We start from the raw sequence: 23,328 nt of genomic DNA on the forward strand, positions 1-23,328 counted from the left end.
CAGCCCTATTGTAGATGGCTTCCAAAACCCGCGCCTAAATGGCGAACAGAGAATTTGTGCTTGATTGCATCTCTGTTTTGAGCGCAGCGAGATTTCGGATGACCTCGCTGACGTTGTTGAATCGGCCGGAATCCAGCGGCTGGCGGATGAAGGCTTCGAAATGGGGGCTGAGGGCAACACTGGTGGGCATGGCAATTTCTCCTGATGTCTAATAACAGTTATTAGAGCCAGACTTTATGCCCCCTGTCAACGCGCACCAGGGTCGTTTTGCCGGCCTGATGCGGCCCCGGTAATTTTGCCAAACGGTGGGTATAACGGGCCAGGGTCAATGTAACCGCGCACTACCTTCGACTCCGTTCAGGGGGCGTTGAGGGCGTGCTCGATGTTGGCAATGATCTGTTTGAGCTGAAGATACCCCGCAAGGGAAAGCCGAATGTTGTCCAATCGGAGTTGGACGTCTTCAGGATACTCGTGGGTAAGGGTATTGCGTATCTCGCGCAGGGTGTCCCAGGCTTCAACGCTGTCTATGATACGTAATTTCTCCAGGCGGTTGAGTATATCCAGCATGGTCATACTGTCGTCCAATTCATGCCAGTACTGGAGGAGTAGCCGAAACAGCTTGCCACCGATTTTGTCCTGTATTTTTAGGTAGTTGAACAAGAAACTATTGACGATGCGCTGGTGCTCGTAATGCGCCAGCCAGGCAAGGTCAATGTTTTGGGCAGCCAGGAGGCTGTAGTCGATGTCGGCGCCTTGCATCATTTGCTTGATGCCGGCCAATGTTTGGTTCAATGGCGCTGACATAAGACGACGCCGTTTGTTTGTGCTTCTTGATCGATTGCCCGTTCTGCTGGGCTTGCGGCCAATACCAGGTCAATTTTCTGTTCGCCGATTTTTCGTTTGAGGCGAGCAAGATAGGTCACGCGCTTCATGGCCAGTTGATCGGTTTCATCGGGGTTGACATATAAATCGATGTCACCGCCGCGCAGGTCATCCCGTACTCGACTGCCGAACAGGCGTATTTCACCCCTGCCAAACACCTCAAGGAAGGTGGTGACAATAGCGTCATGTTGTTGCTTGCTTAGTCGCATTTTTTGGGGCTTTATGATGTTAACGCAGCAAGGTCATTTGAGGCCGTTGCCGAGCTCTGACCGAGGCCGGTAGGCTTTGGGTGCTTGGGCGATAAGTCACCGATGTGCTCGAGATCAAGCTCCGCCTTCGGCATAAATACCAGTTGCATCAGGCGGTTTCCTTCGCTTCAGCCATCGCCTGATATTTCGCTTCCAGCCGATCAAATACTTCGTCGGCTGGAATATCTGGTCCGCTGGCCAGGCCTATTGCAACCGCTTCGCGCAGGGCCTGAAGTTTGGCGGCCTGTTCGGCTTCATGCTCTTCAAGGAGACGCAGGCCAGCGCGGACGACCTCGCTGACGTTGTTGAAACGGCCGGCATCCAGCTGCTGGCGGATGAATGCTTCAAAATGGGGGCTGAGGGCAACACTGGTGGGCATGGCGATTACTCCTGAAGTCTAATAACAGTTATTAGAGCCAGCCTTTATGCCCCCTGTCAATGTTCGGCGCAGCTCTGGGTGGGCAGCATGGAGCGGGACGTGCCTGCCGCCTGGTACACCCATGCCGGCGTTGCGGCGTCCATGGGCCCCCTATGCACCGCCTGACTGTAATTGCAGAAGGGTTGAGGCGGCGAGATAGTTACGGCTGACCGATAAGGTGCGTTGGTCCCGGTAGAATCAACGGGGTGAGTGGCGCCTGCCCTTTAGATCAATATATCTTCCCGCATTTGTTGAAGGGTACCGCTTGGATGCCGTCATCAAAACTCAGCGCTGTGCCTCGATAGGCAATGTACTTCCCTTGCAAGGTACGTGTGTTTTCGGAAAACCGGTTCAGCATCTTCTTGAAATCCGGGTGCCAGGTGGCGGCAGCCTTGATTTCCATGCCGATCATGCCGCCGCCAGCTTTATGCAGCAGGTCGATTTCGTTGCCGTGGCTGTCACGGTAGAAATAGAGATTGGCAGCCATACCTCGGTTGTAGCGGGCCTTGAGGGCTTCGACCACGACCAGGTTTTCGAAGATGCTGCCCATCAGCGGGTCGCGGCTGACTTGTTCCGGTTTTTCGATGTCGAGCAGATAGGCGAGCAGGCCGGGTTCGATGAAATAGTATTTAGGTGACTTGATGACCCGCTTACCGAAGTTTTCGAAGTAGGGCGGCAGCTTGAAGATTATGAATGAGGCCTCAAGGATCGACAGCCATTCCTTGATGGTTTTGCCATCGACGCCTACATCGTTGGCGAGTGACTGGTGATTCATGATCTGGCCAACGCGGCCGGCCAGGAGTTTGATGAATTTCTCGAACAGCGTGGCGTCCTTCAGTTGGATCAGTTGGCGAACGTCTCGTTCCACATAGGTCTGATAGTAGTTGGCATAGGCTGTGCGAGGCCGTTGGCGCTGATCATGGATGCGAGGCAGGAAGCCTTGGAAGACGTAGTCCTCAAAGTCATCAAAGTGGATGTTGGCCGAGGCGAGTTCGGCGATGGAAAACGGCAACAGGTGCAGGATGCCGGTCCGTCCTGCCAGCGATTGGCTGATGGCGGCGCGCAGTTCCAGCTGGTGCGAGCCGGTCAGTACGAATCGGCCATTGCGCTGTTCTTCATCGACAATGCCCTGCAGATAGCTCAGCAGCTGCGGTGCGCGCTGGACTTCGTCGAATATGGTGTTGCCCTTGTATTGATTCAGGAATGCTTTTGGGTCTTCGACTGCGATCAGCCGGTTTTCTGGATCTTCCAGCGAGACGTAGTCATATTCCGGCAAGGCCATGCGTACAAGGGTGGTCTTTCCGGCCTGCCTGGGACCCAGCAAGGTAACCACCGGGTATTCGTGCAATTGGGCTAGCAGTTCAGATTGAAGGGTGCGGGGAATCATGGTGGCAGCCTATTCAGTGCAATCTCGGAAATCAACTCCGATATTACACAAAATGTACAGCCCTGCCTATAGCAAGGCCTGGTTGTATCCCAATGGCTTCAACTTAAGGCGTTCACTGGCTGCTTTCAGTAGGTTGGCCGCGGCGGGTTGCAAGGTGCGCGTCATCGACCTTCGCACGCATCTGGCCGTCTTCACGATGGGCTTGCCGGGATCAAGGAAAACAGCATCTATCCTGGGGAATCGATCAATAAGTCATTTTATACAAATTGACGATATTGAATGCAGTCTGTATAAATAACCCATGTTTCCACGCCATCTTTCCCCGACACTCTCTCGTTTTGCCAAGGCATTTCCCATCCTGGCAGTAACGGGCCCTCGCCAGTCCGGCAAGACTACGTTGGTGCGGGCGCTGTTTGCCGATAAACCCTATGTGAGCCTGGAGGACCCCATCGAGCGAGCATTTGCGTTGGAAGACCCTCGTGGGTTTCTGGCGCGCTTCAGGGATGGCGCCGTGTTCGATGAGGCTCAGCGATGGCCAGATTTGTTTTCCTTTCTGCAGGGTATGGTGGACCAATACCGACAGCCTGGTCGTTTTGTTTTGACCGGATCGCAACAATTCGGCTGGCTGGCCGGGGTCACGCAGTCTCTGGCGGGTCGGGTTGGTTTGACGCGCTTGCTGCCCCTGGCCTTGAGCGAACTGCCAACGTCGGCGATGTCCGTCGGGGTGGATTCGCTGTTGTGGCGCGGTGGCTACCCAGTCCTGCATGCGCAGGATGTACCGCCCGGCGATTGGTTTGCCAGTTACGTGGCGACCTATCTGGAGCGAGATGTGCGTCAGGTGTTGAACGTACAGGACTTGAGTGTTTTTCAACGCTTCGTGCGCTTGTGCGCAGGGCGCACCGGGCAATTGCTCAATCTGAGCGGCCTGGCGGGCGAAACCGGTATTTCACATTCCACGGCACGGGCCTGGCTTTCGGTGCTCGAATCTAGCGATCTGGTTTTCCTGTTGCCGCCCTATCATCGAAATTTCGGCAAACGACTGGTCAAGACGCCCAAGCTGTATTTCCTGGATTCCGGCCTGGCATGCTGGTTGTTAGGGATTCGCGATGCCGACACGCTGGCGCTTCACCTATTGCGCGGGGCCTTGTTCGAGTCTTGGATCGTCTCTGACTTCATCAAACAACGTTTCAATGCCGGCCAGCCGGCCGACGTGTTTTTCTGGCGGGACAATAACGGGCTGGAGGCAGATTTGCTGTTCGAAACCGAAGGCAGGTTGCAAACCCTAGAGATCAAATCCGGAAGTACCCCGACGTCGGAGTACATCCGTGCCGGCAAACGTTCAACCGCCTTTGCCCCTGAAGAGGCCGCGATGCCCTGGCTGGTTTACGGCGGTGACGAAAGCCATGTGCGCAATGGGGTACGCCTGGTGTCTTGGCGGGATTTCGGCTCAGTACTTGAGGGTCAGCCAGTGCAGAGTTTGGGACGGGGTTGATGAAGACTGGAATTACGGTGACAGTTTACTAAATACATTCTTTTTCGTCCCGTTCCGGCCCCAAGTAGCAGGCGATCCACACCCCACAAGCAACCCCACGCCTGAATGCCCTCCATTTCCAGATAATCCTTCAGAACATTCCAGGCAAGCTCATGGGTGAATTCGAAGCCTTGGATCAGTCCCTGTTGTTCGAGATCAGAGAGAGGGCGCTGCGCCTTCAGCGCCATGGCAAGCGTGAGTTGGTGCAGGGCACGTTGAAAATTGTCGAAGCGTTGCTTCCAGCGGATGTCCATCGTCACGGTAGTCTCCCAGGTTACTTTTGGAGGATAGGGAACGTACCACGATTAGCCATCTGCGAGTAAAATAATAGGGGACGTACCACGATTAACCCTCTGCCTGCTGCACCGGTCTGTCTGTTTTTCTCCCTCACCGCCCCGCGATCCACGAAGCCAGATCAGGTGCCGTGCTATCACCCAAACAGCTCATCCGGGCTTTCAGCACTGATCACCACGTCAAAGTGCCCATCGGGGTAGGGCAAGTGGGTGTCTGGCACGAGTTGGAAGTCAATGCCCTGGCGTATTTGTAGTTGGTCCACGCGGTTCGCTGAGCGAAGCGGCGGCCTGAGCCTGACCGAAGGGTCGAAGCGAACCGCAGTTGGCTTCGACTCCGCTCAGCCAGCGTTTTTCCTAAATTGATGCCGTCGGGAGCCTTGCCGGTCACAGCAAGCTGCCCTCCTAGCCTATGTGCTGTCAGGGGTTATACTCCGGCAAGGCTGTTTCACCCTATTGGCTGAGGCGTGCGGGCAATCAGATATGAGTTGCCATTGCCCTGCCAGAGTACGCTCATAGGCAAGGCATAAAGCATTCCGCCCAGTGGCAAGACCTGTTCACCAAGATAAAGCACTGCCCCGGCGGCGAAGCGCTCGCCCATCACTTCGGCGAGCATACGCAGGCCCTTCAAGTCGTTTTGAGTGACGCTGCCTGCTGCCTTGACTTCAATACCCAGAATACGGCCATCGGGTGCTTCGAGCAGTAAATCGACTTCGCTGCCTGTCGCGGTGCGAAAATGCCAGGCACTTGCTGTTTGCTGGCTCCATGCCTGTTGCTTGCGGATTTCTTGAATAACAAAGCTTTCCAGCAAGGGGCCGATGTCGGGCGACAGGCTGAGTGCCCTGGCATCCCTTGTTCCACGCAAATGGGCGACAAGGCCGGTGTCCAGTAGATGAATTTTCGGCGATTTGACCAGCCGTTTGCCCAGGTTGGCCGACCAGGCCGGCAAGGGGCGAAACAGAAAAGTGGCTTCCAGCAGACTGAGGTAGCGCTGCAGGCTGGTATGGGGAATGTCGATGGCCCGTGAGATTTCCGCCACGTTCATCAGTCCGCCAACGCGCGCGGCCAGCAGTGCCAAGAGTTTGGGTAGGTCAGTGAGCTTTTCGATGTTCGCCAGATCGCGAATATCGCGTTGCAGTAGGGCGCTAATGTAGCTACGAAACCAGGCAGCGCGGCGTTCGCCAGTACGGCGTGAGACCGCTTCGGGAAAGCCACCGGCAAGCAACCGCTCGCAGATGTCCAGACGATCGACCGCTATCTTGCCCGGCGTCCATGCCTTTGCCGAGAAAAGCCGATCGATCAGGTTGCCTGTCTGGCCGGCCAGTTCGTTTTGGGAAAGGGGATCGAGCGGGATGATTTCCATCCGCTCGGCAAGGGATTCGGCCAGCTTGGGCACCAGGAAGATGTTGGCCGATCCCGTGAGCAGAAATTGGCCCGGCCGGGTGTCGGTATCGACTACCCGCTTGATGGCACGGAAAAGCTCCGGCGCAAGCTGTACTTCGTCGATGACCACCAGGCCGGTATGCCCCGTCACTAGCGCATCTGGGTCGGTCTTTGCCAGGGCGAGGATGGTCGGATCGTCAAGGGAAAGATAGGGCGCCGTATGCATCTTGGCGATGTTTTTTGCCAGTGTTGACTTGCCGGTCTGGCGTGCGCCATTGAGCAGTACAACGCGTGTATCAGCGAGTGAGGCAAGCAGGTTAGCGCGAATGTGGCGTTCAATCATGGTTGCATATTGCCCATGTAGTGGGGAATATGCAACCAGCAAGCGGACCTTAATCAGGTATTTTTGGCCCTCATGGGTTGATGTGCTGCCTAGTTGTAGGGCCGCGGGATCATGAATGAACTTTACCTTGAAATATCGGAATCTCTATCCGAATTATCTAGCCTCAAGGAGTCGACGAGTCTGGCATAGGCCTGGGTCACTCGCTCCCAGTCGAATTTCTGCATCAAGCGCTGGCGCAGGGCTTCGGCCTGCTGCTGGGCTTGTTCCGGCTGGTTGAGTTGTTGCAGTATGCTTGCGGCAAAGGCGGCAGTATCCCTGGGGTCGATGCGCAGCGCCTGCTCTGCTGGGGTAAAGATGTCGTCCAGCACCGGCAGATCGCCCACCAGGACCGGGCAGCCGCAGGCAATGGCCTCGATGGTGACCAGCCCGAGGCCTTCGCGGTCGCCGTTTTCGGCCTGCACGAAGGGGGCAACAAAGAGGCTGGCTTGTTGGTAATGGAGCGTTAGTTGTTCTTGCGGGCAGGCGGCGAGGAATTCCACATGAGTGGTCAGATCCAACTCTTGGCTGAGCCGGTGCAGGCTGTCGGCCTCTGGCCCGCTGCCAATCAGGGTCAAGCGGGTATCTGGCCGCTGGCGAATGACCTCGGGCAGGGCTTGGAGCAGGTAGGCAACGCCTTTTTTCTCGACCAGACGACCGACAAACAGCAACTGCCCCGGCTTGCGCTGGACCTGCGGATTGGGGCGGAAGCGCTGGCGGAAATCCACGCCCATGGAGATGGTATGGATGGCTTGGGCGTCGGCCCCCAGACGCTTGGCCTCTTCGATCATGGGGCTGCTGACCAGGGTCAGGGCACTGGCCTGCCGAAGAGCCCAACCCTTGAGGCGTTCCAGCAGGGGGTGGCGCAGGCTATACAGATCACCGCCGTGGGAGGTGAGCAGGATAGGCACAGGTTTGTGCGCCAGGCGCTGCGCCAGCGCGGCCACCAGCCCTTGGGGGATGATCCAGTGGGCGTGAATGGCCGCCGGCTGTAGGCGGCGGGTCAGATACCAGCTGGATGCGAGCAGGCCGAGCAGAAAGGGCGGCAGGAGCAGCCACTTCCAGGGTTGCTGCTTGAGGTTATTCAGAATGCCGCCACCCTGCACCAGGGTTTCCAGCCCGCTGGGGGCATAGCGAAAGCGGTGCACCTGTACGCCATCCAGTGTCTCTTGCGTCATGCAGCCGGGGGCATGGGGGCAGAGGACGTGGACTTCAAAACGCTCAGTCAGGCGCTTGCTCAGTTCATGCACAAAGCCGGGCTCGGGGTCATTGGCCCAGCGCGGGTAGGTGGAGCTGAGGACGAGGAGTTTGGTTTTGGTCATTAGCGTGAAAATCACTTCAGCGACGGGCTGTTTGTAGCCTGGATGCAGTGTAACGGAATCCGGGGTTGGCCGATGGTTCGTGCCACCCCGGATTCCGCACTTCGACAGGCCCTTCGGCAGGCTCAGGACACCGCTCAGGACGCCGCTCAGGACATCGCTTCGCTGCATTTAGCGCGGCTTATGGCTGGAAGGCGTTGGATGCTTGGATGTTTTTGGCCTCTCACCTGGACAAAACCCGTGGGATCGTGCCTGCCTTCCCCCATGTAGCTTGAGCTTTTACGCGGTTGAACTGGGTTTGGCCGGGTTATAGAATGGTCGGCTTGCTGCGCTGGGCTTGCCCGGCATTTCGCTGTATTCGAGGATGATTCTATGCCGGTTATTACCCTGCCCGATGGTTCCCAGCGCCGCTTTGAGCGGCCGGTGAGCGTGCTGGAGGTGGCCGCTGACATAGGTCCGGGTCTGGCCAAGGCGGCCCTGGCCGGCAAGATCGATGGCGTGCTGGTGGATGCCAGTCATCTGATCGAACAGGACGCCCAGCTGGCCATAGTCACCGGCAAGGACGCCGAGGCCCTGGAGCTGATCCGGCACGATGCCGCCCACGTCATGGCCCAGGCGGTGCAGGAGCTGTATCCCGGTACCCAGGTGACCATAGGTCCGGCCGTTGACGATGGCTTTTACTACGATTTCTCCCGCGAAGAGCGCTTTGGCCCGGACGATCTGCAGAAGATCGAGCAGCGCATGGCCGAGATCGTTGGTCGCGACCTGCCCATCCAGCGCGAGGTGCTCGGCCGCGATCAGGCAAAAAAGGTCTTTGCCGATCTGGGGGAGCACTACAAGCTGGAGATCATCGACGCCATCCCCGAGGGCGAGGCGATCAGCATCTACCGCCAGGGCGATTGGTTCGATGTCTGCCGTGGCCCGCACCTGCCCAGCACCGGCAAGCTGCCCAAGGCCTTCAAGCTGATGAAGCTGGCCGGGGCCTATTGGCGCGGTGATTCCAAAAACGAGATGCTGCAACGCATCTATGGCACCGCCTGGGCCGACAAGAAGGACCTCAAGGCCTATCTGCATCGGCTGGAGGAGGCGGAAAAGCGTGATCACCGCAAGATTGCCAGGGCCCAGGGTCTGTTCCACACCCAGGAAGAGGCGCCGGGCATGGTGTTCTGGCACGATAGGGGCTGGCAGATCTATCTGACCGTGCAGAACTACATCCGCGACAAGCTGCGGGACCATGGCTATCAGGAGGTACACACGCCCCAGGTCATCGACCGTTCCCTGTGGGAGAAGTCCGGCCATTGGGACAAGTTTGGCGACATGATCTTCACCACCCATTCGGAGAATCGGGACTACGCCATCAAGCCGATGAACTGCCCGGCGCACATCCAGATCTACAACCAAGGCATCAAGAGCTACCGCGACCTGCCCCTGCGCCTGGCGGAGTTTGGCTCCTGCCACCGCAACGAGCCCTCCGGTACCCTGCACGGGCTGATGCGGGTGCGCAACTTCGTGCAGGACGATGCCCATATCTTCTGCACCGAGGGGCAGATCCTGGCCGAGGTGTCGGACTTCACCGACCTGCTGTTCGAGGTGTACAAGGACTTTGGCTTTACCGAGGTGCTGATCAAGCTCTCCACCCGGCCGGAGCAGCGCGTCGGCTCAGATGAAACCTGGGATAAGGCGGAAAAGGCCCTGGAAGATGCCCTCAACAGCAAGGGCCTGGCGTTTGAGTTGCAACCGGGGGAGGGTGCCTTCTACGGCCCCAAGATCGAATTCTCGCTCAAGGACTGCCTGGAGCGGGTCTGGCAGCTGGGCACCATCCAGCTGGACTTCTCCATGCCCGAGCGGCTCGGTGCCCATTACATCGCCGAGGACAACAGCAAGCAGACCCCGGTGATGCTGCATCGGGCCATCCTCGGCTCGCTGGAGCGTTTCATCGGTATCCTCATTGAACACTATGCCGGGGCCCTGCCGGCCTGGCTGGCGCCGATCCAGGCGGTGGTGATGAATATCACCGATCATCAGGCCGAATATGCCCAGCAACTGGTTAAGCGTTTGAGTCGGCAAGGGGTTAGAGTAGAAATAGACTTGAGGAATGAGAAGATAGGCTATAAAATCCGCGCACACACCCTTGCCAAGGTGCCTTATCTGCTGGTGGTCGGTGACCGTGAGATGGAGCAGGGCCTGGTTGCGGTTCGCAGCCGCGACGGCAAGGATTTGGGAAGCATGACGCCGGAGTCTTTTATCGAAGATCTGAATCGCACCCTTACAGCGCGAGCGGGTTGAGAGCCAAGCACCGGTTAATCGGTGCTTTTTTCATTTTTTGGGAGGAGTCGGGTTATCAGCAAGAAAGAAGATAGGCACAGACTGAATGAAGAGATCGACGTCAGGGAAGTGCGTCTGATCGGTGCCGACGGTGAGCAGGTAGGGATTGTCAACACGGCGGAAGCCTTGGCCAAGGCCGAGGCCTTGACACTGGATTTGGTGGAGATTTCTCCCGATTCCAAGCCACCGGTATGTCGCCTGATGGACTATGGCAAATTCTTGTTCGACAAGAAAAAGGAAAAGGCTGCGGCAAAAAAGAAGCAAAAGCAGGTACAGGTCAAGGAGGTCAAGTTTCGTCCGGGAACGGACGAGGGAGACTACAAGGTAAAACTACGCAACCTTGTGCGTTTCCTCGAAGAGGGGGACAGGGCCAAGGTAACCATGAGGTTCCGCGGCCGTGAGCATGCCCACAGGGAGTTGGGTCTGGAATTTCTCAAGCGCATAGAGGCCGACCTGGCGGAATACGCCACGGTGGAGCAACAACCGCTGATGGAAGGTCGCCAGATGGTCATGCTGCTTGCCCCCAAAAAGAAATAGTCCGGGAATCCCTGGGCTGAATTACAACGAATGCGGAGTATTGAAAAATGCCCAAAATCAAGACCAACCGGGGCGCGGCCAAGCGCTTCAAAGTCAAGGCCTCTGGTGCCGTCAAAAGCAATCAGTCGCACCGTCGTCATATCCTGACGAAAAAGAGCACCAAGCGTAAGCGTCATCTGCGCTCGCCCAACCATTTGCATACCTCGGATGCCAAGGTTGCCCGTCGCATGATGCCCTATTGCTAAGCCCTTTTATCAGGAGACCCCAAAATGCCAAGAGTTAAGAGAGGCGTAACCGCCCACGCCCGTCACAAAAAGATACTGGACGAAGCCAAGGGCTATTACGGTGCCCGCAGCAAGGTCTATCGCGTCGCCAAACAGGCGGTGATCAAGGCCGGTCAGTATGCCTACCGTGACCGCCGTCAGAAGAAACGCCAGTTCCGCGCCCTGTGGATCGCCCGTATCAACGCCGGTGCCCGCGAGAACGGCATGTCCTACAGCCGCCTGATCGATGGCCTGAAGAAGGCCGAGGTGGAGATGGACCGCAAGATGCTGGCCGATTTGGCCATCTTTGACCGGCCTGCCTTTACCAAGCTGTGCGAAAAGGCTCAAGCTGCCCTGGCTTGATCGGTGCCCAAGTTGGACCAGAAAGGGCCTGGATTCGCCTCCATGGCCCTTTCTTTTTATACAGTAAAGCGCTAGCTGATTACCCCTGTATCTCAGCCTTCGTCTGGCGTTGGCTTGCCGTCAGGCTAGGGCGGGCCGCGCCCGCCGTCAGGCCGCTTGCAATGGGGTTGCACCTTGCGAGGGCGCGGCGGCCATGGGCCGCCCTATGTGCTGTCAGGTGCAGGTAAAGGCCAATCTCTCCGATAGGCTGAGGTTTGTGGGAAATCAGGAAGCGTTACGGCCTATAGGTCTCAATTCATCTTGCCCTTCACTGGCCAGAGGGCCTGGTGTTTGTGCCTTCATTTAATTTGTTTAAGCAAGGTGTTAGCGATGGATCTCAGGCGCGAAATCGAACAGCACCAGGGTGCTGCCCTGCAGCAGGTGGCCGCTGCCGCCGAATTGGCGCAGTTGGATGAGGTGCGGGTCAGCTATCTGGGCAAGCAGGGTCGTCTCACCGCCCTGCTCAAGCAGCTTGGGCAGCTGCCCAAAGAGGAGCGCCCTGCCGCCGGTCAGTTGGTCAATCAGGCCAAGGATGTGGTGGAGCAGGCCATTGCCGAACGCAAACAACTGCTCTCCGAGCAGGCCCTGAATGCCCGCCTGGCCGCCGAGCGGGTGGATGTCAGCCTGCCCGGTCGAGGCCGCGCAGCGGGTGGCCTGCACCCGGTCACCCGTACCCTGCGGCGTATCCAGGAGCTGTTTGCATCGGCCGGTTTCAGTATCGCCGAGGGGCCGGAGATCGAGGACGATTTCCACAACTTCGAGGCCCTCAATATACCCTCGCACCATCCGGCGCGGGCCATGCACGACACCTTCTACTTCAATGAGCATCTGTTGCTGCGCACCCACACCTCGCCGGTGCAGATTCGGGTCATGCAGGAGTCCGCTCCGCCACTGAAGATCATCGCCCCCGGGCGGGTCTATCGCTGTGATTCGGACCTGACCCACACCCCCATGTTCCACCAGGTGGAGGGCTTTTATGTGGATCGGAATGTCAGCTTTGCGGATCTGAAAGGCGTGCTGAATCAGTTTCTCAGCCAGTTCTTTGAGCGTGACCTCAGGCTGCGCTTTCGCCCCTCGTATTTCCCCTTCACCGAACCCTCGGCGGAGGTGGATATAGAGTGCGTCATCTGCGGCGGCAGCGGCTGTCGGGTCTGCTCCCACACCGGCTGGCTGGAGGTGCTCGGCTGCGGCATGATCCATCCCGAGGTGCTGCGTCAGGTCAATATCGACAGCGAAGACTACAGTGGCTATGCCTTCGGCATGGGGGTCGAGCGTCTGACCATGCTGCGCTACGGGGTCAACGACCTGCGCCTGTTCTTTGAAAACGACCTGCGCTTTTTGCGCCAGTTTCGCTGATGGCGGGGTTCGGAAGCGAGTCAGGACGCAGAGAACGCAAAGCAGCGCAGAGTGCGCAGAGTTAATAAAGTTCTGATCTAATGGCTCAGGCCGTTGAGCCCCTTGCCCCTTTGGAGAGAGCGCATCAGCTTGGGCAACTGGTTTTTTCTGTTGCTCCCTCTCCCCCGGGAGAGGGTTGGGGTGAGGTCGGTGAGTGCTCCAATGAAATTTCAGGACACAGAGGGTGCAGAGCAGGCGGGGTTTGCGTTTTCTTATGCTTACCACTCTGCGATCTCAGCGCTTCTTTGCGCCCTTCTTTGGTTAAACGCTACAAAACAAAATCGAGAACAGCACCATGCGATTCAGCGAAGCCTGGTTAAGAGAATGGGTTGACCCGCCGGTGGACAGCCAGACCCTGGCCGATCAGTTCACCATGGCCGGTCTGGAGGTGGATGCCCTGGAAACGGCCGCTCCGGCCTTCAGCGGCGTGGTGGTGGGCCTGGTAACCGTGCGGGAGCAACACCCGGATGCGGACAAGCTGGGGGTCTGCCAGGTGGATGTGGCCGCTGGCGAGTCCCTGCAGATCGTCTGCGGTGCCAGCAACGTGGCCGCTGGCATGAAGGTGCCTGTGGCCCTGGTTGGCGCGCTGCTGCCCGGCGAGCTCAAGATCAAAGCGGCCAAGCTGCGCGGCGTGGCCTCTGCCGGCATGATCTGTTCGGCCAAGGAGCTGGGCCTGGCGGAGAGCTCCGAGGGCATCATGCCGCTACCGGCCGATGCCCCGCTGGGCGCGGATCTGCGTGACTACCTGGCCCTGGATGATCAGATCATCGAGCTGGATCTGACCCCGGACCGGGGCGATTGCCTGGGCCTGCGCGGTCTGGCCCTGGAGGTCAGCGCCCTCAACCGGGTTGAGGTCCGGCTGCCGGACATGAGCCCCCTGACCCCAGCCTGTGAGCAACGCATGGCGGTGGAGCTAAGCGCTGAGCAGGCCTGCCCGCGCTACAGCTGCCGCGTCATTCGCGGCGTCAACGCCCGCGCCGAGACCCCGCTGTGGATGCGTGAGCGCCTGCGCCGCAGCGGCCTGCGCAGTATCGATCCCATCGTGGATGTCACCAACTATGTGCTGATCGAGCTGGGCCAGCCCCTGCATGCCTTCGATCTGGCCAAGATCCAGGGCCCGATCCAGGTGCGCATGGCGGCGGTCGGGGAGCGCCTGCGCCTGCTCGATGGCAAGGAAATCACCCTGACCCCGGATAACCTGGTGATCGCCGATGGCAAAGGTCCCCTGGCCCTGGCCGGCATCATGGGCGGGGCCGACTCCGGGGTCAGCGCCGAGACCCAGGATATACTGTTGGAGAGCGCCCATTTCAGCCCCCGCGCCCTGGCCGGCAAGGCGCGGGGGCTGGGCCTGCATACCGACTCCTCGCACCGCTTCGAGCGCGGGGTTGACCCCAGCCTGCAGGTGCAGGCCCTGGAGCGGGCCAGCCGCCTGCTGCTGGAGATCGCCGGTGGCGAGCCGGGTCCGGTGGTGGATCTGGCCCGGCCTGGTCTGACCCAGCGCCAGCCCATTGCCCTGCGTCGCCAGCGCATCGGCCGTCTGCTGGGTATTGAAATCGATGATGCCAGCGTGGTGGATGGCCTGCAGCGCCTGGGTATGCAGGTGCAGCCCTGGGATCAGGGCTGGCAGGTAACGCCCCCGCCGAGTCGTTTCGATATTGCCATCGAGGTAGATTTGATCGAGGAGGTCGGCCGTATTTATGGCTTTGAAAATATTCCCAGCGCTACCCCCAGGGTGCCGATGAACCTCTGTCTGCGCCCGGAACGCGCCTTCGATCTGGAGCAAGCGCGGGAGCGTCTGGCCGCCCTCGGCTATCAGGAGGTCATCACCTATAGCTTCATCGACGCGGCCAAGGCCAAGGCCCTGCTGCCCGAGTTCGAGCCCATCGCCTTGGCCAACCCGCTCTCGGCCGAGCTTTCGGTGATGCGCACCAGCCTCTGGCCGGGGCTGCTTGCCACTGCCAGGCACAACCTGGCCCGGCAACAGGGCAGGGTACGTATCTTTGAATCTGGCCTGCAGTTTCGCCAACTGGCCAATGGCATGGATCAGCGGCCCATGCTGGCGGCGCTCACCTACGGCGATATCACCGAGGAACAATGGGGTCAGCCGGGCCGTGAAGCGGATTTCTATGATATCAAGGCCGATTATGAGGCCCTGCTGGCCCTGCTCGGGCCAGGGCTTGAGGCCAGGTTCGAGGCCGTGGAGCACCCGGCCCTGCATCCGGGTCAGTCGGCCCGGGTCATGCTCGGCGAGCGACTCATCGGCCACCTGGGCATGCTGCATCCGCGTCTGAGTCAGGTGTTTGATCTCACCGGCAATACCTTCCTGCTGGAGCTGGACCTGAGCGCGGCAGGGCAGGGGGCCTTGCCAAAATTCAGCCCCCTGACCCGTTTTCCCTGGATTCGTCGTGACTTGGCCCTTGTCGTTGAGCGTGAAGTTGATTATGGTTCCCTGAAGGCCTGTATCCGTGAATACGCGGATGAAAATTTACAAGACATAATCCTGTTTGACGTCTATACTGGGCAAAGAATAGATTCAAGTCGAAAAAGTCTTGCTTTAGGATTGATTTTACAGGATTCTTCACGCACACTTACGGATCAGGAAGTGGATGATTCGGTAGCACGCATCGTGCAGGGGCTGGCAGACAAACTGGGTGCAAGGCTGAGAGACTAGAAAAATGGCATTAACCAAGGCAGATATGGCCGAAAGGCTGTTTGATGAACTGGGGCTGAACAAACGCGAGGCCAAGGAGATGGTGGAAACCTTCTTCGAAGAGATTCGCGTAGCCCTGGAGCGTGGTGAGCAGGTCAAGCTGTCCGGCTTCGGCAACTTTGATCTGCGCGAGAAGAAGCAACGGCCAGGAAGAAACCCCAAGACCGGTGAAGAGATCCCCATATCCGCCCGGCGCGTGGTCACCTTCCGGCCCGGTCAGAAACTCAAGGCTCGGGTGGAAGCTTATGCTGGAAACGACTGAACATACCACCGCCGACCTGCCGGCGATACCTGGTAAGCGTTACTTCACAATTGGTGAGGTAAGCGATCTGTGCGGCGTCAAGCCCCATGTACTGCGCTACTGGGAGCAGGAATTCCCCCAGCTCAAGCCAGTCAAGCGGCGCGGCAATCGGCGCTATTACCAGCGCCATGATGTGCTCATGATCCGCCAGATCCGTGGCCTGCTGTACGAGCAGGGCTTCACCATTGGTGGTGCCCGCCAGCAGCTCTCCGGCGAAACGGCAAAGAACGACCAGAACCAGAGCCAGCAGATCGTGCGCCAGATGCGCATGGAGCTTGAGGACGTGCTGCACATCCTCAAACGCTGACCTGGCAGGCGGGCCTGAAGCCGCTTCAGGTAATTGACAAAACGGCCGCAAGTCCCTAGGATGCGCGGTCTGTTCGGGAAGTGGCCCTAAGGCCGCTTCCCGAATTGTTTACGGCGTGTAGCGCAGGCTGGTAGCGCACTACAATGGGGTTGTAGGGGTCGGAGGTTCGAATCCTCTCACGCCGACCAATAAAAACAAGGGCTTACGGGAAACCGAAGCCCTTTTTTAGGTTTATTCGACACTCGCGCCCTATTTTTCCCTGGTCTCATTGATACCTGGCACCAGTCCGCTCCTTCAAGTATCCCGTGAGGCATGATTACGGAAGGGACCGCTAGGCGTCATCCGGGCGACATGCTTTGATCAAGGGATTCCACCTCAAACCCCACCAGATTACGCTGCTCCCTGCTGAATTCGATGCCGATGAGGTGAATCGGCTGCTTGAGGCTCAGATATTTTTCAGCGTAATGCTTGGCCTTCAGCTGTTCCAGCGCCTTGCCCTCCGGCACCAGCTCGACCACCTTGAACTCGAACAGCCAGACCTGGCCGTTGAACAGCACCGCCATGTCCAGCCGACCCTGATTGGTGGCGTCTTCTAACCGAATATCCAGCCCCAGGGCGGCGAAGTGGCTGTAGAAGACGCTGGCCCAGTAGCCTTCGTATTGGGTGATGGGGTTGTTGCGGTACCAGTCGTGGGGGATGCTGGCGTAGAGGCTGTGGAAGTGCTGGTGTAGTCGCTCGAAGTCGCCGCTCATCAGGCTGTCGTAGAGGCGGCTCATGCCCCGGCTGGCCTGGCTGGGATCACCCATCAGCGCCTTGGTCAGGGAGTTGTTCAGGGCGCTGCGCACCTCCAGATTGGGGTAGCCGAGCTGGTAGTCGATACGGGCACCCGTATGGCGCTGACCCTGGATGGTCAGGTAGCCGGTCTGCCAGAGCAGGGCCTCGGTGCTGATGTGATCGATATCGAACGAACCCAGCAGATCCTCGTCACCGCTCAGGGACTCCAGATTTGGGCTGAAGACACCCCGGCCAGTCATCACATCGATCAAAAAGGTCGGCGTGCCGGTTTCAAACCAGTAGCAACGGAAAAGGTGGCTATCGAACAACAGCAGCAGGTCGTAGGGGTTATACACCGCCTCGCCGGTCCAGTTATAGCCGTTGTACCAGTCCCTGATCTGCTGCCGGTCCAGTCCTTCCAGCTCGGGGGTGAATACCTCATCCAGATCATCCTCGGTATAACCGCAAATGGCCGAGTAGCGCCGGTCGATGGTGATGTCTTTGATGTTATTCAGCCCGGAGAAGATGCTGACTTTGCTGAACTTGGACACGCCGGTGATGAAGGCGAATTTGATCTGGGCGTCGTTGTCCTTGATCACCGAGTAGAAATTACGCAGGCCATCGCGCATCTCCCGAGCCAACTCGGGCTGGGTCAGGTTATCGACAATGGGCTTGTCGTACTCATCCACCAGAATCACTACGCGCTGACCGTATTTTTGCTCGGCGCTTTGGATCAGCTCGGCAAAACAGCCCGGAGCGGTGGGTTGGCGGCAGCTGATGCCCAGCCTGGCCTGGTTGATGTCGAGCAATTCGCGGAACTTGGCCTCCAGCTGCGCCCGATCGCGCATCAGGCCACCACCAAAGCTCAGGCGAATAACGGGATACTTGATGCCCCAATCCCAGTGCTCATGGGCATAGAGACCCCGAAACAGGGGCTCGTTGGCCTGAAACAGCTCGGCCAGGGTATCGAGAAAAAGGGATTTGCCAAAGCGGCGCGGGCGGGAGAGGAAGTAGTATTTGCCCTCATCGATCAGCCTCAGGGCATAGGCGGTTTTGTCCACATAGTAATGATCCTCCTCGCGCATCTCGCGCAGGTTGGCAATGCCGGTGGGGAGTTTCTTGCGTTTCATGCCACCATGATAGCACCGCACAGGGCGCTCCGCGCCTGCCGCTGGGCCTATCCGTCTGGCTCAGCGCCCCATTGTAAGGGCAAGGCGCGTCCTATGCCGAGAATTCAGGGTGAGGGCTTGTCGCTCAGATTCAGAAAGGCTACAGCACCGTTGGGGATCATGCTGGTGGGTAGCAACGCAATCAGCACTACCCTGCCAAGGTCGCCCGGCAAAGCCGGCCTCCCACCCAAGACCGCGCACGGTCAACCAAGCCGAGATCATGGCCGTTGAACAGCATGGGGCTGCCGAGTCCTGAGCTTGCCGAAGGGCCAGTCGAAGGGCGGAATCCGGGATTGCCGTTAGACATGGCCACACCTGCCCCATTGCACCTCCGAGCCAGCGCTCGGAGCTCCCAGGATGAGGGGCAAACCCCCGTGTTGTTTCACAGTAGAAATGTTTCATATGCCGGGCTATCGCTGCCTACCCTATGATCGTTAAGATCAGACATCCAACCGAGAATTGAGACAGTGACCAAGCAAGCGATCATTTTTCCGGGGCAAGGCGCTCAGCACAAGGGCATGGGTGAGGCCTTGTTTACCGCCTTTCCAGACCTGGTCGCGGTGGCGGACCGGGTGCTGGGCTACTCCATCAGGCAGCTTTGCCTGCAGGATGCCGATGACCTGCTGGGCCAGACGCGCTACACCCAGCCGGCCTTGTTTGTGGTCAATGCCCTGGCCTACCGGCAGCATCTGGCTAGCGGTGCCGCGCCGCCGGACTATCTGGCGGGGCATAGCCTGGGGGAGTACAGCGCCCTGTTTGCCGCTGGCGTGTTTGATTTTGCAACCGGTCTGCAACTGGTGGCCAAGCGGGGTGAGTTGATGTCCCAGGCGGTCGGCGGCGGCATGGCGGTGGTGCTGGGCCTGACCGAGGCGCAGGTGCAGGCCGTCATCGGTGAGTGCGCCCCGCTGCGGCTGGAGCTGGCCAATTACAACAGCCCGACGCAATTTGTCCTGGCCGGCCCCCGGCAGGATGTGCTCCAGGCACAGGCGCTGTTTCTGCAGCGGGGTGCCTCCCTGTACCGGGTGCTCAACGTCAGCGGGGCCTTCCACAGCTCTCTGATGGACGCAGCGCGTACCGAGTTCGAGGCCTATATCCGTAACTTCAGCCTGGCACCACCACGCATCCCGGTCATATCCAACCTCCAGGCGCGGCCCTATCCGGCAGAGCGCCTGGCCGAGACCCTGGCGGCGCAGATCAACAGCCCGGTGCGCTGGGCCGACTCCATGCGCTATCTGCTGGGCGAGTCGGTGGGGCAGTTCATCGAGCTGGGGCCGGGCAAGGTATTGACCCGCCTGATGGATGCAATCCAGCGCGAGGCCGCGACCGTGCCTCAGACAGCTGCCCCACAGCAGGCCGCGCCGAACGGCCCGAGCGGGCGGATCAGCGCCGCCAGCCTGGGCAGCCCGGCGTTCAAGGCCGACTACCGGCTGGATTACGCCTACGTGGTCGGCGGCATGTATCAGGGGGTGGCCTCCAAGGAGCTGGTGGCCGATGTCGCCAAGTCCGGCATGTTGGCCTTCTTCGGTACCGGCGGACTGCCGCCCCAGACCATTGAGGAGGCGGTGATCCATCTGCAACGGGAGCTGGCTGGACGCACCTTTGGCGTCAATCTGCTGTGCAACGCCGCCGAGGAAGCGGTGGTGGACATACTGCTGCGCCATAGGGTCAGATGTGTGGAGGCGGCGGCCTTCATCCAGATGACCCCGGCCCTGGTCAAATACCGCCTACTGGGCCTGCGCCGCGATGCCCGGGGCGAGACGGTGTCGGATCACCTGGTGCTGGCGAAGCTGTCCCGCTCCGAGGTGGCGACCCATTTCCTCTCACCGGCCCCGGAGCCGCTGGTCAGACAGCTGCTGGCACGGGGCGAGATCAGCGCCGAGCAGGCCGAACTGGCGGCCCACTACCCCATGGCGGACCATATCTGCGCCGAGGCCGACTCGGCAGGGCATACGGATCAGGCAAACATCTATGCCCTATTGCCCAGCATTTGTCGTCTGCGCGACCGCATGGTTGCGGAAAAGGGCTATAGTCGCACCATCTGCGTGGGCGCGGCCGGGGGCATAGGCACCCCGGAGGCAGCGGCGGCGGCCTTCATCCTGGGGGCGGACTTCATCCTCACCGGCTCGATCAATCAATGCACCCTGGAGGCCGCCACCAGCGAACTGGTTAAGGATCTGCTGCAACAGGCCAATGTGCAGGATACCGATTACGCCCCGGCGGGGGATATGTTCGAGCTGGGCGCCAAGGTGCAGGTCCTGCGCCGGGGCGTCTTCTTTCCGGCGCGAGCGAACAAGCTGTACGCCCTCTATCGGCACCATGAGTCCCTCGACGAGATCGCCCCCAAGACCCGCGAGCAGATCGAGCAAGGTTACTTCAAGATCAGTTTTGCCGAGATCTATGAGCAGCTCAAAGGGGTCTATCCGGCCGAGGAAATCCGCCGCGCCGAGGAGAACCCCAAGCATAAGATGGCGCTGGTGTTCGGCTGGTATTTCTGGGCCAGCTCGCGCTTCGCCCTGCAAGGGGTGACTGAGCGCAAGGTGGATTTTCAGATACACTGTGGCCCGGCCATGGGAGCCTTCAACCAATGGGTCAAGGGCAGCGAGCTGGAGCCCTGGCGCAAGCGCCATGCCGGGGACATCGGCAGGCGCATCATGGCAGGGGCCGCCGAGGTGCTCAACCAGCGGTATCAGGCATTTATCTAACGGACGTGGGGCGGATGGCCTCACCCGGAACATCAGGCCTGGGGTTGTCAAATCCGGGTGCCCCTCAAAGTACCCCCAGAAATACCACCAGTTTTGAGGGCAACAACGGGGTTTCTTGGGGATCAATGATGGACGATAGACAAAAAAACCATCTTTTACAATGGCTTAGTGGTTGTTTGGGGGTGGGTGAAAGTGTGAACTGGAGCGGGTAGCGGGAGTCGAACCCGCCTCTCTGGCTTGGGAAGCCAGGGTAATACCGATATACGATACCCGCTGGGGAGAGGTTGTGCAGAGAGTGCGAATTCTAGGCCATGGCGGATTTTATCGCCAGCCCTTGTTGCGCGGCCGACGTGCGGCCTGCTGCTACAATGGCGACTTTTTGGAGGTCTTGGCATGAACATTGTGCTCAACGGCGAGGCGTTGGAGGTCGAGGCAGGCAGCAGCCTGGCGCAGTTGGTGGAGGCCCAGGGCCTGACTGGCAAGCGCATTGCGGTGGAGGTGAACGCTCAGCTGGTGACGCGCAGCGAGCATGTCGGCTATCAGCTGCAGGAGGCCGACCGGGTGGAGATAGTGCAGGCCATAGGTGGTGGTTGAATGGCATCCGGGGTTGTAGAATCGCCTGCCCGCCAAGCGTTACGCTTCGGCCTCCAGCCCGGTGGATGGCCTGTTTTTTCAGTGATGCCCTGGCATGCGCTAGGAGTCTGTCGGGTTTAGGTGCCCGTAGCGAGCAAGGTGGGAGAACGAGAACAAATTTTCACGATTTTGAGGCGCTGAGTTTCCCTACGCAACGAAAAATCGGGGCCAATGTTCAAAACAATTCCGGGCCGTTCTTCCCACCGGCGCAGTAGGAGCATCCTAAATCCGACAGGCTCCTAGCCCCAAGGGCGCCGCTCTACCGGCTGGGTCTCACGCATGCCTGGCCGAGTCCCTGTTCTGGACACCGGCGGCCCTGCTGCCTGGGCCGGGTATCCGCTGGACCCAGATCGATACGGATTGCGCCCGGGTCGGCCTGACCTACCAGGGTATGGAGCAGTCGGTGGATATCCGGGTAGCGGCCGATGGCCAGCCGACCGAGGTCTCTTTTCAGCGCTGGAGCAATGCCAACCCGGAAAAAACCATCGCCTACAGCCCGTTGCTGGCTACCTGTCCCAATTCGACGACTTCGCCGGCCGCGCCACGTGGAAGCGGGCAATCGTTTTGCCAGCGCGGAATACTTCCCCTTCTTTGTTGCCGAGGTCGGTGCTGTCCGCTTTCTTCCGAACCCCCAACAGGCCGCGTGCCGTTGATTCCGTTTGCGGTAGAATGAAACGCTGTTTTGGGTGTTGCCTGGCGTGACCGGAGGCCTGGATTGAAAACCGCTATTGCTGTTCGTCATCTGTGTTTTGAGGACCTGGGTTCCTTTGCCGCCGTGCTGGCCGAGCGGGGTATTGCCCTGCGTTATCTGCAGGCGGGGGTGGATGATCTGTCCACGCTGGACCCGACGGCGGCCGATGTGCTCTTGCTACTGGGTGGGCCCATAGGTGCCTGTGATGAGCAAGACTATCCCTTTCTGAACGATGAATTGCGTCTGCTGCAGGGCCGTCTGAAGGCAGGGCGGGCCACCCTGGGCATCTGTTTGGGGGCGCAGTTGATGGCCCGTGCCCTGGGGGCCAGGGTCTATCCCGGTGTGGCCAAGGAGATCGGTTGGGGGCCGCTGCAGCTGACCGATGCCGGTTGTTCCTCGCCACTGATGCATCTGGATGCGGCGCGGACGTCCATGCTGCACTGGCACGGCGATACCTTTGACCTGCCCGAAGGGGCCAGCTTGCTGGCCTCTACCGATCTGTGCCGGAATCAGGCCTTCTCCTGGGGCGACAAGGCCTTGGCGTTGCAGTGTCATCCAGAGGCGGCCTGGGCGCAGATGGAGCCCTGGTTCATCGGTCATAGCGTGGAACTGGCGGCGGCCGGGCTGTCCATTCCTCAGTTGCGTGCAGACAGCGCCCGCCATGGACCCAGGCTGGAGGCGCAGGGGCGGCGCTTTTTTGCCGAATGGCTGGAGGGACTGGGTCTCTGAGGATGAACGTCTTTGTCCTTAATAGCGGCCGCTGCGGCTCCACCAGCTTTATCCGCGCCTGTGCCCATATCCGGAATTTCAGCGCCGCCCATGAGAGCCGCCTGGGTCTGGTCGGCGCGGCGCGGCTGGCCTATCCGGAGCGACATATCGAGGCGGACAACCGGCTCAGCTGGCTGCTGGGGCGGCTGGATCAACGTTATGGCGACCGCGCCTTTTATGTGCATCTGAGCCGTGAGCCGGAGGCGACCATCGCCAGCTTTGCGCGGCGGCGGGAGTTTGGCATCATGCGGGCCTACCGGGAGGGAATACTGCTGGGTGGGCATGAGGGCCAGACCGATACCGAGTTGGCGGCGGATTATCTGCACACGGTGGAGAGCAATATCCGTTTCTTTCTGCAGGACAAGAGCCAGCAGATGGCCTTTCGGCTGGAGCGGGCGGAGCAGGATTTTCGCCGCTTTTGGGACTGGATCGGGGCCGAGGGTGAGCTTGCCCCCGCCCTGGCCGAATGGCGGATCAAACATAACGCCAGCGGCCTGTCTTCTGACCCCTGATG

At 59.6% G+C, this 23,328-nt stretch carries 21 protein-coding genes, 2 tRNA genes and 1 pseudogene; 14 read left to right on the forward strand and 10 right to left on the reverse strand.

The genetic code is table 11. From position 1 onward, the window contains the following. Nucleotides 1-34: 34 nt before the first annotated feature. The 5 genes from D5125_15100 to D5125_15120 all read right to left on the reverse strand — a co-directional run bounded on the left by D5125_15100 (nucleotide 35) and on the right by D5125_15120 (nucleotide 2,935). Nucleotides 35-190: a type II toxin-antitoxin system ParD family antitoxin gene (locus D5125_15100; GenBank protein QFY90688.1), complete on the reverse strand. Its 156-nt coding sequence runs from the start codon at nucleotides 188-190 to the stop codon at nucleotides 35-37. A gap of 167 nt (nucleotides 191-357) precedes the next feature. Beyond that, on the reverse strand, nucleotides 358-804 hold the full coding sequence (locus D5125_15105) for a hypothetical protein (protein ID QFY90689.1): 447 nt from the start codon (nucleotides 802-804) through the stop codon (nucleotides 358-360). Continuing rightward, the gene (locus tag D5125_15110) at nucleotides 789-1,091 is read right to left on the reverse strand and encodes a hypothetical protein (GenBank protein QFY90690.1); all 303 of its coding nucleotides are present in this window, start codon (nucleotides 1,089-1,091) and stop codon (nucleotides 789-791) included. Before D5125_15110 ends, D5125_15105 begins: the two co-directional genes overlap by 16 nt. A gap of 148 nt (nucleotides 1,092-1,239) precedes the next feature. Further along, complete coding sequence (locus D5125_15115) at nucleotides 1,240-1,509, reverse strand: type II toxin-antitoxin system ParD family antitoxin (GenBank protein ID QFY90691.1); 270 nt, start codon at nucleotides 1,507-1,509, stop codon at nucleotides 1,240-1,242. A 268-nt stretch (nucleotides 1,510-1,777) separates the two neighbouring features. Beyond that, complete coding sequence (locus tag D5125_15120) at nucleotides 1,778-2,935, reverse strand: ATP-binding protein (protein QFY90692.1); 1,158 nt, start codon at nucleotides 2,933-2,935, stop codon at nucleotides 1,778-1,780. Between the two features lie 301 nt (nucleotides 2,936-3,236). Here D5125_15120 and D5125_15125 point away from each other — a divergent pair, with 301 nt between their 5' ends. Beyond that, on the forward strand, nucleotides 3,237-4,427 hold the full coding sequence (locus D5125_15125) for an ATP-binding protein (protein ID QFY90693.1): 1,191 nt from the start codon (nucleotides 3,237-3,239) through the stop codon (nucleotides 4,425-4,427). Between the two features lie 101 nt (nucleotides 4,428-4,528). Here the strand turns inward: D5125_15125 and D5125_15130 are convergent. The 3 genes and pseudogenes from D5125_15130 to D5125_15140 form a co-directional block, all read right to left on the reverse strand. Then, nucleotides 4,529-4,726, reverse strand: a pseudogene (locus D5125_15130) (nucleotidyltransferase substrate binding protein). Nucleotides 4,727-5,204: 478 nt separating this feature from the next. Beyond that, nucleotides 5,205-6,482: an ATP-binding protein gene (locus D5125_15135; protein ID QFY90694.1), complete on the reverse strand. Its 1,278-nt coding sequence runs from the start codon at nucleotides 6,480-6,482 to the stop codon at nucleotides 5,205-5,207. Nucleotides 6,483-6,604: 122 nt separating this feature from the next. Further along, nucleotides 6,605-7,840, reverse strand: coding sequence for a glycosyltransferase (locus D5125_15140; protein ID QFY90695.2), 1,236 nt, complete (start codon nucleotides 7,838-7,840; stop codon nucleotides 6,605-6,607). A gap of 369 nt (nucleotides 7,841-8,209) precedes the next feature. On the opposite strand from D5125_15140, the gene thrS reads away from it, so the two are divergent. From thrS to D5125_15185, 9 genes are all read left to right on the forward strand, one after another. Further along, a complete protein-coding gene (gene thrS, locus D5125_15145; GenBank protein ID QFY90696.1) occupies nucleotides 8,210-10,123 on the forward strand; it encodes a threonine--tRNA ligase in 1,914 nt (637 codons plus the stop codon). 54 nt (nucleotides 10,124-10,177) lie between these two features. Then, nucleotides 10,178-10,699: a translation initiation factor IF-3 gene (gene infC / locus D5125_15150; protein QFY91184.1), complete on the forward strand. Its 522-nt coding sequence runs from the start codon at nucleotides 10,178-10,180 to the stop codon at nucleotides 10,697-10,699. 47 nt (nucleotides 10,700-10,746) lie between these two features. Continuing rightward, the gene (gene rpmI / locus D5125_15155) at nucleotides 10,747-10,944 is read left to right on the forward strand and encodes a 50S ribosomal protein L35 (GenBank protein ID QFY90697.1); all 198 of its coding nucleotides are present in this window, start codon (nucleotides 10,747-10,749) and stop codon (nucleotides 10,942-10,944) included. 24 nt (nucleotides 10,945-10,968) lie between these two features. Beyond that, the gene (gene rplT / locus D5125_15160; protein ID QFY90698.1) at nucleotides 10,969-11,325 is read left to right on the forward strand and encodes a 50S ribosomal protein L20; all 357 of its coding nucleotides are present in this window, start codon (nucleotides 10,969-10,971) and stop codon (nucleotides 11,323-11,325) included. 369 nt (nucleotides 11,326-11,694) lie between these two features. Further along, nucleotides 11,695-12,720, forward strand: coding sequence for a phenylalanine--tRNA ligase subunit alpha (gene pheS, locus D5125_15165; GenBank protein QFY90699.1), 1,026 nt, complete (start codon nucleotides 11,695-11,697; stop codon nucleotides 12,718-12,720). A gap of 334 nt (nucleotides 12,721-13,054) precedes the next feature. Then, a complete protein-coding gene (gene pheT / locus D5125_15170) occupies nucleotides 13,055-15,430 on the forward strand; it encodes a phenylalanine--tRNA ligase subunit beta (protein QFY90700.1) in 2,376 nt (791 codons plus the stop codon). Between the two features lie 4 nt (nucleotides 15,431-15,434). After that, nucleotides 15,435-15,731, forward strand: a complete 297-nt coding sequence (gene ihfA / locus D5125_15175) for an integration host factor subunit alpha (GenBank protein ID QFY90701.1) — start codon at nucleotides 15,435-15,437, stop codon at nucleotides 15,729-15,731. Then, on the forward strand, nucleotides 15,715-16,077 hold the full coding sequence (locus D5125_15180) for a MerR family transcriptional regulator (protein QFY90702.1): 363 nt from the start codon (nucleotides 15,715-15,717) through the stop codon (nucleotides 16,075-16,077). Before ihfA ends, D5125_15180 begins: the two co-directional genes overlap by 17 nt. Nucleotides 16,078-16,188: 111 nt before the next feature. After that, nucleotides 16,189-16,265, forward strand: a tRNA-Pro gene (locus D5125_15185). Nucleotides 16,266-16,415: 150 nt separating this feature from the next. Here D5125_15185 and D5125_15190 read toward each other — a convergent pair. Continuing rightward, nucleotides 16,416-17,981 (reverse strand): ATP-binding protein, encoded by a 1,566-nt coding sequence (locus D5125_15190; protein QFY90703.1) that lies wholly within the window; start codon nucleotides 17,979-17,981, stop codon nucleotides 16,416-16,418. 557 nt (nucleotides 17,982-18,538) lie between these two features. On the opposite strand from D5125_15190, the gene fabD reads away from it, so the two are divergent. After that, nucleotides 18,539-20,722: an ACP S-malonyltransferase gene (gene fabD, locus D5125_15195; protein QFY91185.1), complete on the forward strand. Its 2,184-nt coding sequence runs from the start codon at nucleotides 18,539-18,541 to the stop codon at nucleotides 20,720-20,722. Between the two features lie 200 nt (nucleotides 20,723-20,922). On the opposite strand, the gene D5125_15200 is transcribed toward fabD, so the two are convergent. Further along, nucleotides 20,923-20,996 (reverse strand) — tRNA-Gly (locus D5125_15200). 119 nt (nucleotides 20,997-21,115) lie between these two features. On the opposite strand from D5125_15200, the gene thiS reads away from it, so the two are divergent. From thiS to D5125_15215, 3 genes are all read left to right on the forward strand, one after another. After that, nucleotides 21,116-21,316 (forward strand): sulfur carrier protein ThiS, encoded by a 201-nt coding sequence (thiS, locus tag D5125_15205; protein ID QFY90704.1) that lies wholly within the window; start codon nucleotides 21,116-21,118, stop codon nucleotides 21,314-21,316. 754 nt (nucleotides 21,317-22,070) lie between these two features. Next, the gene (locus tag D5125_15210) at nucleotides 22,071-22,775 is read left to right on the forward strand and encodes a glutamine amidotransferase (protein ID QFY90705.1); all 705 of its coding nucleotides are present in this window, start codon (nucleotides 22,071-22,073) and stop codon (nucleotides 22,773-22,775) included. Nucleotides 22,776-22,777: 2 nt separating this feature from the next. Beyond that, the gene (locus D5125_15215; GenBank protein ID QFY90706.1) at nucleotides 22,778-23,326 is read left to right on the forward strand and encodes a hypothetical protein; all 549 of its coding nucleotides are present in this window, start codon (nucleotides 22,778-22,780) and stop codon (nucleotides 23,324-23,326) included. Nucleotides 23,327-23,328: the final 2 nt, after the last annotated feature.

The sequence above is a fragment of the gamma proteobacterium SS-5 genome, assembly GCA_009497875.2.
GTDB lineage: Bacteria > Pseudomonadota > Gammaproteobacteria > Chromatiales > Chromatiaceae > Magnetovirga > Magnetovirga frankeli.

Bases quoted from the DNA above. Each gene is read 5' to 3' on its own strand.
- D5125_15100 (QFY90688.1), bottom strand. From the start codon at position 190: ATGCCCACCAGTGTTGCCCTCAGCCCCCATTTCGAAGCCTTCATCCGC.
- D5125_15105 (QFY90689.1), bottom strand. From the start codon at position 804: ATGTCAGCGCCATTGAACCAAACATTGGCCGGCATCAAGCAAATGATG.
- D5125_15110 (QFY90690.1), bottom strand. From the start codon at position 1,091: ATGCGACTAAGCAAGCAACAACATGACGCTATTGTCACCACCTTCCTT.
- D5125_15115 (QFY90691.1), bottom strand. From the start codon at position 1,509: ATGCCCACCAGTGTTGCCCTCAGCCCCCATTTTGAAGCATTCATCCGC.
- D5125_15120 (QFY90692.1), bottom strand. From the start codon at position 2,935: ATGATTCCCCGCACCCTTCAATCTGAACTGCTAGCCCAATTGCACGAA.
- D5125_15125 (QFY90693.1), top strand. From the start codon at position 3,237: ATGTTTCCACGCCATCTTTCCCCGACACTCTCTCGTTTTGCCAAGGCA.
- D5125_15135 (QFY90694.1), bottom strand. From the start codon at position 6,482: ATGATTGAACGCCACATTCGCGCTAACCTGCTTGCCTCACTCGCTGAT.
- D5125_15140 (QFY90695.2), bottom strand. From the start codon at position 7,840: ATGACCAAAACCAAACTCCTCGTCCTCAGCTCCACCTACCCGCGCTGG.
- thrS (QFY90696.1), top strand. From the start codon at position 8,210: ATGCCGGTTATTACCCTGCCCGATGGTTCCCAGCGCCGCTTTGAGCGG.
- rpmI (QFY90697.1), top strand. From the start codon at position 10,747: ATGCCCAAAATCAAGACCAACCGGGGCGCGGCCAAGCGCTTCAAAGTC.
- rplT (QFY90698.1), top strand. From the start codon at position 10,969: ATGCCAAGAGTTAAGAGAGGCGTAACCGCCCACGCCCGTCACAAAAAG.
- pheS (QFY90699.1), top strand. From the start codon at position 11,695: ATGGATCTCAGGCGCGAAATCGAACAGCACCAGGGTGCTGCCCTGCAG.
- pheT (QFY90700.1), top strand. From the start codon at position 13,055: ATGCGATTCAGCGAAGCCTGGTTAAGAGAATGGGTTGACCCGCCGGTG.
- ihfA (QFY90701.1), top strand. From the start codon at position 15,435: ATGGCATTAACCAAGGCAGATATGGCCGAAAGGCTGTTTGATGAACTG.
- D5125_15180 (QFY90702.1), top strand. From the start codon at position 15,715: ATGCTGGAAACGACTGAACATACCACCGCCGACCTGCCGGCGATACCT.
- D5125_15190 (QFY90703.1), bottom strand. From the start codon at position 17,981: ATGAAACGCAAGAAACTCCCCACCGGCATTGCCAACCTGCGCGAGATG.
- fabD (QFY91185.1), top strand. From the start codon at position 18,539: ATGGGTGAGGCCTTGTTTACCGCCTTTCCAGACCTGGTCGCGGTGGCG.
- thiS (QFY90704.1), top strand. From the start codon at position 21,116: ATGAACATTGTGCTCAACGGCGAGGCGTTGGAGGTCGAGGCAGGCAGC.
- D5125_15215 (QFY90706.1), top strand. From the start codon at position 22,778: ATGAACGTCTTTGTCCTTAATAGCGGCCGCTGCGGCTCCACCAGCTTT.